The organism is Brachybacterium kimchii, assembly GCF_023373525.1.
Taxonomy (GTDB): domain Bacteria; phylum Actinomycetota; class Actinomycetes; order Actinomycetales; family Dermabacteraceae; genus Brachybacterium; species Brachybacterium kimchii.
On sequence record NZ_CP097218.1, the window covers coordinates 2,102,437 to 2,114,678 of the forward strand.

Here is a 12,242-nt window from a genome sequence, read left to right on the forward strand (position 1 = left end):
CCGCAGGATGATCGCCGTCCGCTGGGACCCCGCGGACGGGGTCGCGGATAGGATGGCCGCGCCCCACGGCGTCGTCGCCCCGACCGGACCTCGCGTCCGACGGGACCGGTGCGCCGGGGGCCATGATCCGCAAGCCCCGATCGGAAGGCCCTCCGCGATGTCCCACGCCTCCGCCACGCAGCAGACCTCCGCCGAGGACGCCGGCGTCGACGTCCCCAGCCGCGAGAAGGTCCTGGTCGTCGGCGCGGGCCCCGCGGGCCTCGCCGCGGCGGCCGCGCTGAAGGCGCTCCGCGTGCCCTTCGACCTGGTGGACGCGGGCAAGGACGTCGGCGGCATCTGGAGCACCTCGCGCGAGGACTCCCCCGTCTGGCCGGCGATGGAGATGATCTCCTCGACGCAGTTCACGCAGTACGAGGACATGATCCAGCCGGTCTCCTTCCCGCCCTTCCTGCGCCCCGCGCAGATGTCGAAGTACCTGCGCGCCTACGCCGCCCGCTACGACCTCACCGACCATTTCCTGCCGCGCCTCGTGGTGCGCACCGCGAAGCCCTTCGAGGAGGGCGTGTGGCAGGTCGAGTTCTCCGACGGCCGCGTCACGGTCTACCGCGCGATCGTCGCCGCCCATGGCGTCTCCTCACGCCCGCACCTGCCGGAATGGGCCGGTGACGTGCCCGAGGGCATCCGCACCCTGCACTCGTCGGACTGGGAGGGCAGCGACGGCCTCGAGGGCAGGCGCGTGCTCGTGGTCGGCTCCGGCCAGTCCGCGGCCGACATCGCCGTGGACGCCGCCCGCCGCGCGCTCGAGGTGCGCTGGTCGGTGCGCACCGGCCACTGGATCGTCCCGCGCACGATCGGCGGGCAGCCGGGCGACGTCGCCGCGTCCCGCGAGCCCTCCGTGCTGGGCGGGCTGAACGAGAAGATCGCCGAGCAGGTCGTGCGCCGCGCCGTCGGCGCCCCGGAGTCGCTGGGCCTGCCCAGGCCCGCCGCTCCCCTGCTCGAGGACGCCGTGATCGTCTCCGACGAGATCGCCCCGCGCATCCGCGACGGCCGCGTCACCCCCACGGGCGACGTCGAGGCGATCGACGAGGACGGCACGGTGTCCTTCACCGGCGGGAACCGCGCCCACGCGGACTTCGCGCCCGACGTCATCGTCTTCGCGACGGGCTACGAGCAGGGCGCCGACTACCTCCCCGACGACGTGGTGCCCCGCACCGCGAGCGGTGAGCTCGACCTGTTCCTCGGCGCCTTCCCGCGCGGCCGCGGCGACCTCGTGCTGCTGGGCCAGCAGCGCGTGAACGGCGGCGTGCTGCCCCTGCTCGTCGAGCAGGCCGACGTCGCCGCCTATGCCCTGCACGCCGAGCGCGAGGGCACCCCGCAGGCCGCGCAGTTCCAGCGTCTGCGCGAGGGCTCGGACGCCCAGGTGCCGCTGCCCGGCGAGTCAGGTCTGCGCGGCCGCCTCGGCGCGCTGCTGCCGCCGCGCCGGGAGGACCGTCGCAGCGCGGGAGCGGGCGCGTCGGGCTCCGGCGCATCTGGCTCCGCGGCGGCCGAGGACCGCGCCCTCGTCCCCTTCGTGGATCGCGACCTGCTGCTCGCCCGCCTGCGCTCCGTGCGCGCGCTCTTCGACTGATCGGTCGGGTCTGCTGATCGGCCGGGCCGACTGATCTGTCGGGCCGACTGATCTGTCGGGCGGCCCGGCGCTCGGCCGACGAGCCGGATCGCCGGACGGTCCGGTCACCCGCCCGTGCGGGCGGAGAGGCGCGACGTCCGGGACGCGACGCCCCGAGCTGCGAGCGCGATCCCCGCGAGCACGGCGAGGCCCACGAGGATCCAGCCGCCCGTCTGCTGATCCGCGAGGGCGTCCGCCCGCCAGGTGCGCCCCGTCGCGCCGAAGCGGTCGGAGGCCAGCAGCGTGCTGCCGAGCGCGACGGCCAGTCCGCTCACCGCGAGTCCCGCGACGGGCAGGGCGGCGAGGACGATGCGCCACGCGCGGAGGCGACCGGTGGGCTCCGTCGGACCTGCGCCCTCGTCTCCGTCCCGCAGGGGACCCGCGCCCGGGTCCACGGTCCACCAGGTGAGCGCACCCAGGACCACCGGGGCCAGGAGCAGCAGCTCGTGCCCGGGGATCGTCGCGAGCGCCGGCCCCAGCAGCCACGGCGTGGCGTGCACGAGGACGAGCAGGCACGTCGGCCCGAGCGCGAGCAGCGGTGCGACCCACGGGTCGCGGTGCAGCAGACGGACGAGTCCGCCGGGCGTGGGCACTGCACTGGCGAGGAGGGGCCCGACGACCACGAGCAGGAGGCCCTGCTGCAGCAGGTGCGCCGAGCTCAGCACCGGGCCGTAGACGCCGAGAGGTCCGCAGACGACGAGCACGAGGAGCACGGCCCCGACGACGAGTCGCGCCTCGGTCGAGCGCGCATGTCGCGACGGGCGGGGTCCCGTGCGCGGGAAGCGGAGCGCGAACACGAGGCCGAGGGCGAGGGCGATCACCAGGGCGTCGGGCCGCCAGGACGTCAGCAGCGCGGCCGCGCTCGGGGCGGACGGCAGGGCGTGGCCGGTGAGCTCCGCCGCCGGGCCCGCCGCCGCGCCGCCGAGGAGGCCGGGGGCCGGCAGGAGCGCGAGGATCCCGCCGAGGGCCACGGCGACCACCATCAGCACGAGCTCGATGCCGGCGAGCCGGACGAAGGGACGCCCCGGCCCGTCGGCCCTCATCCGTGTCGCCAGGTGCCTCCGCTGGAGCGCGCCGAGGACGCCGAGCGCGAGCAGCAGCACGATCTTCGCGAGACCCGCGAGGCCGAAGGCCGTGGTCACGAGGTCCAGCGGCGAGCCGAGGCGGGTCAGCAGCGCCCACAGCCCGCTGAGCGCGAGCACGCACCACGCGAGCAGCGCCAGATGGGAGAAGCGGGAGATGACGGCCCGCGCGTCCGTGAGCGGGCCGCGGGCGCGCAGCAGCAGGATCGCGCCGAGCCCGCCCAGCCACACGGACATCGCGAGGACGTGCACCAGCACTGGCACGGCCGCCCCTGCCTGAGGGAGCAGGAACCCCTGGTCGCCGAGCACCCGGATCGTGATGCCGAGGACCGCGAGCACTCCCGTGAGCAGGCCGACGATCCGGGCACGGGCACTCGTGCCGAGGCCCGCCGCGAGCAGCGTGATGAGGGCGGCGAGGGCGGCGACAAGAGCGGGCACCAGACGCGGTGCGGGCGCGAGGGCCAGCAGCTGGGTGAGGGTCCAGACGCCGCCGAGCACCGCGATCGGGGTCATCGCGCGGGCACGGTCCGCCGGCGCGACCAGCACCAGGCAGGCGAGCAGGGAGGCGCCGAGCGCGCCGGCCGCGGCGAGGTCCTCGATCACCCCCAGGAGGACAGGGAGCATGCTCACGCGCCGGCCGAGCCCATGCCCTGGGTGACGAGCACGCCGAGCCAGAGCGCGGCCATGCCGAGCGCCGCGGTCACCAGCAGGTAGCCGACGGAGATCACCGGGGTGCCGCGACGCGCGAGCTGGACGACGTCGAGGGCGGCGCCCGCGAGGGTCGACAGTCCGCCGCAGACGCCCGCCCCGAGCAGCAGGAACAGGTAGCGCACGGCACCCGTGGGCTCCGCGCCGATCCGGGTGACGACGATGCCCAGCAGGAAGCACGCGACGACGTTCGCGATCATCGTCGGCCACGGCACGACCTCGAGGAGGATCGAGGGGCTCTCACGCCGATCGATGGCGCGCGAGAAGCTCTCGCGCACGGCCCAGCGCGCGGCCGCGCCGATGCCGCATCCGGCGCCGACGACGAGCACGGAGAGGATGCCCAGCAGGATCGTCATCGCCCCTCCCCCTCGCTCGGGCGGCGGGGCGCCGGCGCGGCCGACCGCGGGCTCGGGCGCGAGGGCGACCGCGGGCTCGGGGCGGCGGGCGTCGCGGAGGAGAGCGTCGTGTGCACCTCGGCGTCGCCCGGGGCGTCGAGGGAGGGCACGGGCGCGGGGGCGTCGGACGCGTCGGACTCGGGCGTCAGGGCCTCGGCGCTCCCGCTCCCGGAGTCCGCGTCGGCACCCGTCCCTGTCCCGGAGGCGGGCCGTGCGGCGCTGCCGTGGCCCACGCGGGCGAAGCGGTGAGAACGGGCGGGAACCGGCGTGTGCGCGGCGCGGGCACCCCCGAAGGGCCTCCCACCGAGCCGGATCCCGCGCCGGTGCAGCAGCGCGGCGAGACCCAGCCCGAGCAGCACCCCGCCGATCGCACCGAACACCGTGATCGCTCCGTACACGAACGCGAGCGCCGGGAAGTCGGCGCCGATCATCGCGGAGCCCTCGAGCACCACCCCGGAGTAGATGGTGAAGCCCTCGAGGAAGCCGATGCCCAGCAGCGGACGCATCCAGCGCGGCGCGTCGGGCTGACGCTCGAGCAGGCCCGTGAGGATCCCGAGGCCCACGCAGCCCAGCACGTTCACCAGCAGCGTCGAGCGCGGCACCTCGATGAGGGTGGGCGTCTGGATCGTGGGCATGAGCAGCGTGAACAGTTCGCGCAGCACTCCGCCCGCGACGCCGCCGCAGGCCACGAGCAGCAGCGTGCGCTGCCAGGACAGCGGAGGCAGTCCGGGGCCCGAGCTGAGGGTCTCGGAGTCCTCCTCCTCGGCGGTGACGCTGACGGCCTCCATCTCGACGGTGCGCATGCGCGGATCGTCGCGGCGGCGCGGTGCGGGAGGCGTGGTCACCGCACCAGGGTACCGAGGAGAAGGCGGGCGGACCTGCGCGCGCCGCGGACGGTCACCACGGCGGCGTCGCGGGGGCTCAGCCCCACACGAGGCCCAGCTGGGGCTGCTCGAGCACCGCGGAGATGTCGCGCAGCAGCTCCGAGCCGAGCGCGCCGTCGATGAGGCGGTGGTCGAAGCTCAGGGCGAGCTGGGTCACCTCGCGGATCTCGATCTTCCCGTCGACCGCCCAGGGCTTCTGCTTGACCGCGCCCATGCCCAGGATCACGGACTCGCCCGGGTTCAGGATCGGGGTGCCCGAGTCGATGCCGAAGACGCCGAAGTTCGTCACCGTGATGGTGCCGTTGCGCGTCGCCGACAGCGGCGTCGACCCGGAGCGCGCGGTCTTCGCGAGGTCGTTGATGCCCTCGGCGAGCTCCTTGAGGGTGAGCAGGTGGGCGTCCTTGATGTTGGGCACGATGAGGCCGCGCGGGGTGGCCGCGGCGATGCCCAGGTTCACGAAGTGCTTGTAGACGATCTCCTGCGCCGCCTCGTCCCACGAGGCGTTGACCTCGGGGTTCCGGCGGATCGCGACGAGCAGGGCCTTCGCGACGATCGCGAGCGGGGAGATCTTGACGTCGGCCCATTCGCGGGACGCGCGCAGCGAGCGCACGAGGTCCATGGTCGCGGTCATGTCGACCTCGTTGAACACGGTCACGTGCGGGGCGGTGAAGGCGCTCGAGACCATCGCCTCGGCGGTGCGCTTGCGCACCGAGCGGATCGGCACCCGCGTGGTCCGGTCGTCGCTCGTCACACCCGAGAACGACTGCTGGTTCATGGGCTGGCTGGTCGCCGACTTCATGGTGCCGTGCAGCGAGGCGGGCGCCTGCGGGGACTCGTCCGGGAAGTAGTCGCCGTCGCCGGGCATCTCGTCGCCGATCGCGCGCTGCTGCGCGGCGAGCACGTCCTCGCGGGTGACGGTCCCGCCGGGGCCCGTCGCGAAGACGTCGGCGAGGGCGATGCCGAGGTCGCGGGCGAGCTTGCGCACGGGCGGCTTGGCGAGGATGCGGTCGATCGGCACCTGCGGGTCCTCGCCCTCCTGCGCGGCCGCGCGGCGCCGACGGCGGGCGCTGCTCGGGCGCGCGCCGTAGCCCACGAGGTTCTTGGGCTGCTCGTCCTCGGGGGCGGGGGCGGGGGCGGCAGCGGTGGCAGTGGCGGGCACGGTGTCGTCGACGGGCTCGGAGGTCTCGCCGGTCGCCTCCTGGGCCTGGGCCGCGAGCTCCTCGGCCGACGGGTCCGGCTCGGTGGCGGCGCCGTCGGGCGCGGCGCCGGCGCTGTCGGCCGATCCGGCGGGCGCGGGGCCGCTGCCGTCGGCATCGGTGTCGACCTCGATGAGCGGGGCGCCCACCTGCACCTCGTCGCCCACGGCGACGAGCACGCGGGTGACGCGGCCGGCGATGTGGCTGGGCAGCTCGACGGCGGACTTCGCGGTCTCGACCTCGATGACGGGATCGTTGATGGCGACCGTGTCGCCCACGCTCACCTTGATGTCGAGGATCTCGGCCTCGGTGAGTCCTTCGCCGGGGTCGGTGAGGGTGATCATGACGAGGGTGCTCATCGTCGGGTCCTTCCGTTCACGCCGCTGTGGGGGCGCTGGTCAGTGGGCGAAGGGGACATCGCAGGGAGGCGGAGGCGGTGGGGCGCCGTCAGTATGCGAGGGAACGGTCGACGGCGTCGAGCACGCGGTCGAGGTCGGGCAGGTAGGCCTCCTCCATCCGCGCCGGCGGGTAGGGAGTGTGATAGCCGCCGACGCGCAGCACGGGCGCCTCGAGATGGAAGAAGCACTGCTCGGAGACGCGGGCTGCGACCTCGCCGCCGATCGCCCCGAAGACGGGGGCCTCGTGGACGATCACCAGACGGCCGGTGCGCTTCACCGACTCGACGACCGTGGGGACGTCGAAGGGCGAGATCGAGCGGGCGTCGATCACCTCGAGGTCCAGGCCGTCCTCGGTCGCGGCCTCGGCGGCCTCACGGGCCACGGAGACCGAGGGGCCCCAGGCCAGCAGCGTCGCGTCGCTCCCGGGGCGCACGATCTTCGCGCTGTGCATGCCGGTCGCGGGCCGCACGTCGGTGTCGACGTCGCCCTTGATCCAGTACTGCTTCTTGGGCTCGAAGACGATCACCGGGTCGTCGGACTCGATGGCCTCGCGGGTCATCCAGTAGCCGTCCTGCGCGTTCGAGGGGGTGACGATGCGCAGGCCCGCGGTGTGGGCGAACAGCGCCTCGGGGCTCTCCGAGTGGTGCTCGACCGCGCCGATGCCGCCGCCGTAGGGGATGCGGATGACCATCGGCACCCGCACCTGCCCGCGGGTGCGGTAGTGCATCTTCGCCAGCTGCGTGGTGATCTGGTTGAAGGCGGGGAAGACGAAGCCGTCGAACTGGATCTCGACCACGGGCCGGTAGCCGCGGTAGCACAGGCCGATGCCCGTGCCCACGATGCCCGCCTCGCCCAGCGGGGTGTCCACGACGCGGTCGCCGCCGAACTCGGCGTGCAGTCCGTCGGTGACGCGGAAGACGCCGCCGAGCAGACCGATGTCCTCGCCCATCAGCATGACCTTCTCGTCGGCCCGCATGGCGTCGCGCAGGCCCGCGGTGATCGCCTTCGCGATCGGAAGCTTCACGGTGCTCATCGACGGCCCTCCTCGGCGGACTCGGAGGCGGCCTGGTCGCCGGCGTCCTCGAACTGGGAGCGGTAGCGCTCGAACTCCGCCCGCTCGGCCTCGACCAGCGGGTGCGGATCTGCGTAGACGTGACTGAAGATCTCGATCGGGTCGGGATCGGCCATCGCGTGGATCTCGTGGTGCAGGGCCATCGCCAGGTCGTGGCCCTCTTCCTCGCAGCGGCGGACGAACTCCTCGTCGACCTCGTCCTGGGCCTCGAGGTAGCGGCGCAGGCGGTCGATCGGGTCCTTCGCCGCCCACTCCTCCTCCTCGGCGCGGGCGCGGTAGCGCGTGGGGTCGTCGCTCGTGGTGTGCGCGGCCATCCGGTAGGTGACGGCCTCGATGTAGCTCGGACCCTCGCCCTCGCGGGCGGCGTCGAGCGCGAGGCGCACGGCGCCGTAGACGGCCAGCACGTCGTTGCCGTCGATGCGGACGCTGGGGATTCCCCAGCCGCGCGAGCGCTGGGCGAGCGGGACCCGGGACTGGACGGTGGCGGGCACGGAGATCGCCCACTGGTTGTTCTGGGTGAAGAAGACCGTCGGCGCCTGGAAGGAGGCGGCGAAGGTGAAGCCCTCGCTGACCTCGCCCTCCGAGGAGCTGCCGTCGCCGAACAGGGTGAGCACCGCGGTGTCGGACTCGAGGTCGCCGGTGCCCACGAGGCCGTCGCGCTGCAGGCCCATCGCGTAGCCGACGGCCTGCGGGACCTGCGCGCCGAGCACGAGCATGTAGGGATGGGTGCGCAGCTCGTAGGGGTCATAGCTGCCGTGGGCGATGCCGCGCCAGACGTCCAGCAGGCGCCAGGGCTCGATGCCGCGCGCCCAGGCGATGCCGTGCTCGCGGTACGTGGGCACCAGGTAGTCCTGGGTGCGGGCCGCATGGCCGGCACCGATCTGCGCGGCCTCCTGCCCCAGGGCGCTCGCCCACAGGCCCAGCTGCCCCTGGCGCTGCAGGGAGGTGGCCTCGAGGTCCGCGGCGCGGATCATCACCATGTCGCGGTAGTAGCGGCGCAGGTCCTCGCCCGTGAGGTGGGCGACGGCGGCGTCGAGCTCCTCGTGGGGGGTGCGGGTGCCGTCCGGCGCGACGAGCTGGATCAGGGGCTCGTCGTCGGCGTGCTCGGGAATTGTCGTGCGGAAGACGCTCACGGGGACGAGGTTAACCTACGGAGCCGTAAGTTCCAACGGGATCGCCGTGAGCGGGTCGCCACCCGGGTGGCCGGTCGCATCAGTCCCAGGTCACCGGGCGCTTGTCATCGGCGAGGTCGACGGAGGGCCTGCCCAGGCTGCCGCCGTAGAGCAGGTTGCAGGTGCCCTTCTGACCTCCCTTGCTGCACTCCATCGTGGTGTCCACGCCGCCGATGGAGTCCTTCGCGGTCACGTAGGTGACCTCGTCGTACCCGGGCTCGGCCGTGAGCTTCTCGAGCTTGCGCTCGGTGGACCCCGGAAGGGAGCGCTTGACCGTCTTGTCCTTGGCCTTCCAGCCGTCGGAGGACGTGCCCTGGATCTTCTGGAGGCCGCAGCCGGCCTTGAGCGTGTTCTGCTCCACGCACTTGTCGACCGACTTCTTGACGGCCTCGCGGAAGGCCTTCTGGCCGTCGTCCGTGAGCTTCGCCTTGGGCCAGTCCGGGTAGTCGTCGCCCAGCCCGTAGACCAGGGTCGTCTCCCCGTCGAGGCCGAACAGCTTCTCGTCCATGCCCACCGTGTAGGAGCCCGGCAGCGCGGAGTACTCCGTGCCGGGCTTCACCTCGGCGTCGTTGACCGTGAGGCCCAGGCCGGAGAAGCCCTCCGGCACGTCCATGTACGTCTCGAGACCGGTGACCACCTCGTAGGTGCCGTCGTCGTCGTAGTCCTGCATCGAGATCTCGCCGCTCGCGGGCTTGCCGCCCACCGTGTAGTCGACCGTCACCTTCCCCGAGAGCGACGACATCTGCGGCTCGCCGATGGTCACGTCGGCGACCGGCGCCTCCTTGAGCGCCTTCGCGTAGGCGTCCTCCTCGAGGGTCTCCTGGTTCGAGTGGTCCTGGGCCTTGATCACCTCGAGCGCGGGCTGGGGATCCCCGTCGACCAGGGAGTCCATGTACTCCTTGCCGAGCGCGCTCACCTGCTCCTCGGGCGAGGCGGTCTTCGCGGCGCCCCCGCCTCCCCCGTCGTCGCGCTTGCCCAGGCCGACGACGACCGCGATCACCACCACGAGCACGATCACGAGGAGGAAGGCGACGGCGGCGATGACCAGCCCGATGATCAGCCCCGTGCGGCTCTTCCGGGGCGGCTGGTTCGGGTCGCCGGGACCGCCCGATCCACCGAATCCTCCCGGCCCGCTGGGCTGCCCTGGTCCTCCGGGGCCCGACCCGCCGTACGGCGCACCCGCGCCGCTCGCCCCGGCGGCGCCCTGCGCACCCGGGTACTGCGGCGCCGGGGAGCTCGGGCCCGACGGCCACGAGGCGGAGGACTGCGGCGAGCCGCCCTCGTTCTGTGCGAAGTCCTGGCTCTGCGAAAGGTCCTGGTTCTGCGCGAAGTCCTGGCTCTGCGCACTCCCCTGACCCTGTGCGGGATCGGGGTGCTGCTGCCGCCAGGGGTAGGCCTCCCCCTGTCCGTCCTGGTGCGGCTGGCCGTTCTGCGGGCCCTCGGGCATCGGTCCGGTCATGGTCTTCCCCTCCGCCGCTTTCGTGATCCGCGGCACTCGTCCCCTGAGTCTAGGCTGAAAGCGTGACCCACCGCGCGCCGCGTCCAGCCGCCATGAGCGCGCGTCTGGCGCACTCGGACCTCCTCGCCCGGATCCGGCCCGACGGCTACAGCGAGCACGGCTTCGCGCTCGACGTCGGGGGCATCGAGCAGTCGCACGTGGACCTGGAGGACCCGAGGGTGATCCGCCACGAGTACCTGCGGCGCATCGCCCACGTGGTCGACACCGCCGCGGAGCCCGGGGCGCCCGTGCGCGTGCTGCACCTCGGGGCGGGCGCGCTCACGCTGGCGCGGTACGTGCAGGCCACGCGCCCCGGCTCCCCGCAGGTGGTGGTCGAGATCGAGCGGGAGCTCCCGGACCTCGTGACCTCCGCGCTGCCTCTGCCGCCCGGCACTGACCTCGAGGTCCGGATCGGCGATGCGGCCGAGGAGCTCGCGGCGATGGGGTCGGTCGGGTCGGGCGGGCCGGGCGGGCCTGGCGGGCCTGGCGGGTCGGGCGACAGGGGCGAGTTCGACGTGATCGTCGTCGACGTGTTCAGCGGGCAGAGCACGCCGGCGCACCTCACCCGCGAGGGATTCTTCGCCGACGCCCTGGAGCGCCTGTCCGAGCGCGGGGTGATGGCGGTGAACGTGGGCGACGACGCGGGCCTGCGCTTCTTCGCGGCGCAGGCGCGGGCGCTCGACGCCGCGACCGAGGCGGCGGGTCTCGCGGGCGTGTGGACCCTGGCGAACGAGCACGTGGTGCGCGCGCTCGACGAGGGGAACCTGGTGCTGGCCGCGGGGCCCGGGCTGGAGCGATCGCGCGGCACGGATCCCGAGCGCCTGCGCGAGCGCTGGCTCGCGGGCGGCCCGCATCCGGCCGTCGTGCTGGACCCGGCCGAGACCAGCCGCCTGATCGGTGGGATGGGAGAGGACGCGCACGGGTCGCGGCCCGTTCCCCGTCCCCGCTGAGCACCGAGCGCCGTGCGCCGGGCACGGACGGCGAGCGCGGTCAGCCCTCCTGCGCCTCGCGCCACTCCTGGGCGATTGAGAGGAGCAGGTCGTTCGCCTCGCGCTCCCCCACGGTGACGCGCACGCCGTCGGTCCCGTAGGCGCGGACCACGAGGCCGCGGGCGTCGGCGAAGGCGGCGAACTCCGCGCTGCGCTCCCCGAGCGGGAAGTACACGAAGTTCCCCTGCGAGACGGGCAGCTCCCAGCCCTGGGCGGCGAGGACCTGCTCGAGGCGCCCGCGCTGCTCGCGGATCCAGGCGGCACGGTGCTCGAGCTCGGCCGCGGCGTCGGGCTCGAAGGTCGCCAGTGCCGCGGCCTGCGCGATCGAGCTCGCACCGAAAGGCACCGTGACCTGGCCGAGCGCCGCCGCCAGGCGCGGGTGCGCGACCGCGTACCCCACGCGCAGCCCGGCGATGCCCTGCATCTTGGAGAAGGTGCGCAGCAGCACCACGTTGCCGTGCTCCGCGAAGAGGCGGGCGGTGTCGGCGAGGCGCACGGGGTCGACGAACTCGCGGTAGGCCTCGTCGAGGGCGACGACCACGTGGTCGGGCACGCGCGCGAGGAAGTCCTCGATCTGCGCGGTGGTCAGCGCGGGCCCGGTGGGGTTGTTCGGGGTGCACAGGATGACCAGACGGGTGCGCTCGGTGATCGCCTCCGCCATCGCCGGCAGGTCGTGCTCGAAGGCGGGGGTGAGCGGGACCTGGACGTCGACGCCGCCGTGGCTGCGCACCAGGATCGGGTAGGCCTCGAAGGACCGCCAGGCGAAGACGACCTCGTCGCCCGGATCCACGAGCGCCCGCACCAGGTCGCCGGAGACGGCGACGGACCCGGTGGACAGGGCGATGTTCTCGGGGCCGACGGCGCGCCGCGACGTGCTGTGGTGGTCGGCGATCGCCTCGCGAAGGTCGAGGGCGCCCATGTCCGGGTAGAGGTTGGCGTGCAGGGTGGCCCGGTTGACGGCCTCGACCACCTGCGGCAGCGGCTCGAACGGCGACTCGTTCGAGGAGACCTTGAAGCGGCGCACGCCGTCGTCGGCCGCGGGCTTCCCGGGCACGTAGGCGGGCAGCGCATCGAGGGCGGAGCGCAGGCGGATGTTCTCGGCGGGGGTGGCGGGCATGCCCCCAGGCTAGGCCGACGGGCACGCCTCGCGCCGCACGCCCCAGGATCCGGGCCGGACCGTGC

Annotated in this window: 10 protein-coding genes; 2 read left to right on the forward strand and 8 right to left on the reverse strand. The window is 73.9% G+C overall.

The window, feature by feature from the left end:
* The first annotated feature begins 157 nt into the window (after positions 1–157).
* Complete coding sequence (locus M4486_RS09960; RefSeq protein ID WP_249480987.1) at positions 158–1,627, forward strand: flavin-containing monooxygenase; 1,470 nt, start codon at positions 158–160, stop codon at positions 1,625–1,627.
* Positions 1,628–1,731: 104 nt separating this feature from the next.
* On the opposite strand, the gene M4486_RS09965 is transcribed toward M4486_RS09960, so the two are convergent.
* The 7 genes from M4486_RS09965 to M4486_RS09995 all read right to left on the reverse strand — a co-directional run bounded on the left by M4486_RS09965 (position 1,732) and on the right by M4486_RS09995 (position 10,032).
* The gene (locus tag M4486_RS09965) at positions 1,732–3,372 is read right to left on the reverse strand and encodes a CopD family protein (protein WP_249480988.1); all 1,641 of its coding nucleotides are present in this window, start codon (positions 3,370–3,372) and stop codon (positions 1,732–1,734) included.
* A gap of 2 nt (positions 3,373–3,374) precedes the next feature.
* Positions 3,375–3,812 (reverse strand): fluoride efflux transporter FluC, encoded by a 438-nt coding sequence (locus M4486_RS09970; protein ID WP_249480990.1) that lies wholly within the window; start codon positions 3,810–3,812, stop codon positions 3,375–3,377.
* On the reverse strand, positions 3,809–4,696 hold the full coding sequence (locus tag M4486_RS09975) for a fluoride efflux transporter FluC (RefSeq protein WP_249480991.1): 888 nt from the start codon (positions 4,694–4,696) through the stop codon (positions 3,809–3,811). Before M4486_RS09975 ends, M4486_RS09970 begins: the two co-directional genes overlap by 4 nt.
* Before the next feature lie 76 nt (positions 4,697–4,772).
* Entirely contained in the window at positions 4,773–6,290 is a 1,518-nt protein-coding gene (locus M4486_RS09980) for a dihydrolipoamide acetyltransferase family protein (protein WP_249480993.1), read from the reverse strand.
* A gap of 88 nt (positions 6,291–6,378) precedes the next feature.
* Positions 6,379–7,362, reverse strand: a complete 984-nt coding sequence (locus M4486_RS09985) for an alpha-ketoacid dehydrogenase subunit beta (RefSeq protein WP_249480995.1) — start codon at positions 7,360–7,362, stop codon at positions 6,379–6,381.
* Positions 7,359–8,534: a thiamine pyrophosphate-dependent enzyme gene (locus M4486_RS09990; protein WP_249480997.1), complete on the reverse strand. Its 1,176-nt coding sequence runs from the start codon at positions 8,532–8,534 to the stop codon at positions 7,359–7,361. The genes M4486_RS09985 and M4486_RS09990 overlap by 4 nt, the downstream gene beginning before the upstream one ends.
* 79 nt (positions 8,535–8,613) lie before the next feature.
* Positions 8,614–10,032, reverse strand: a complete 1,419-nt coding sequence (locus M4486_RS09995; protein ID WP_249480998.1) for a hypothetical protein — start codon at positions 10,030–10,032, stop codon at positions 8,614–8,616.
* A 62-nt stretch (positions 10,033–10,094) separates the two neighbouring features.
* On the opposite strand from M4486_RS09995, the gene M4486_RS10000 reads away from it, so the two are divergent.
* A complete protein-coding gene (locus M4486_RS10000; protein WP_249481000.1) occupies positions 10,095–11,021 on the forward strand; it encodes a spermidine synthase in 927 nt (308 codons plus the stop codon).
* Positions 11,022–11,061: 40 nt separating this feature from the next.
* Here the strand turns inward: M4486_RS10000 and M4486_RS10005 are convergent, their stop codons facing one another.
* Positions 11,062–12,177 carry a histidinol-phosphate transaminase gene (locus M4486_RS10005; RefSeq protein WP_249481002.1) on the reverse strand — a complete coding sequence of 372 codons (1,116 nt, stop codon included), beginning with the start codon at positions 12,175–12,177 and terminating at the stop codon, positions 11,062–11,064.
* Between the last annotated feature and the right edge of the window lie 65 nt (positions 12,178–12,242).

Excerpts from the sequence above, each read along its gene's own strand:
- M4486_RS10005 (WP_249481002.1), bottom strand. The coding sequence starts at position 12,177 with ATGCCCGCCACCCCCGCCGAGAACATCCGCCTGCGCTCCGCCCTCGAT.
- M4486_RS09965 (WP_249480988.1), bottom strand. The coding sequence starts at position 3,372 with ATGCTCCCTGTCCTCCTGGGGGTGATCGAGGACCTCGCCGCGGCCGGC.
- M4486_RS09960 (WP_249480987.1), top strand. The coding sequence starts at position 158 with ATGTCCCACGCCTCCGCCACGCAGCAGACCTCCGCCGAGGACGCCGGC.
- M4486_RS09995 (WP_249480998.1), bottom strand. The coding sequence starts at position 10,032 with ATGACCGGACCGATGCCCGAGGGCCCGCAGAACGGCCAGCCGCACCAG.
- M4486_RS09970 (WP_249480990.1), bottom strand. The coding sequence starts at position 3,812 with ATGACGATCCTGCTGGGCATCCTCTCCGTGCTCGTCGTCGGCGCCGGA.
- M4486_RS09985 (WP_249480995.1), bottom strand. The coding sequence starts at position 7,362 with ATGAGCACCGTGAAGCTTCCGATCGCGAAGGCGATCACCGCGGGCCTG.
- M4486_RS09980 (WP_249480993.1), bottom strand. The coding sequence starts at position 6,290 with ATGAGCACCCTCGTCATGATCACCCTCACCGACCCCGGCGAAGGACTC.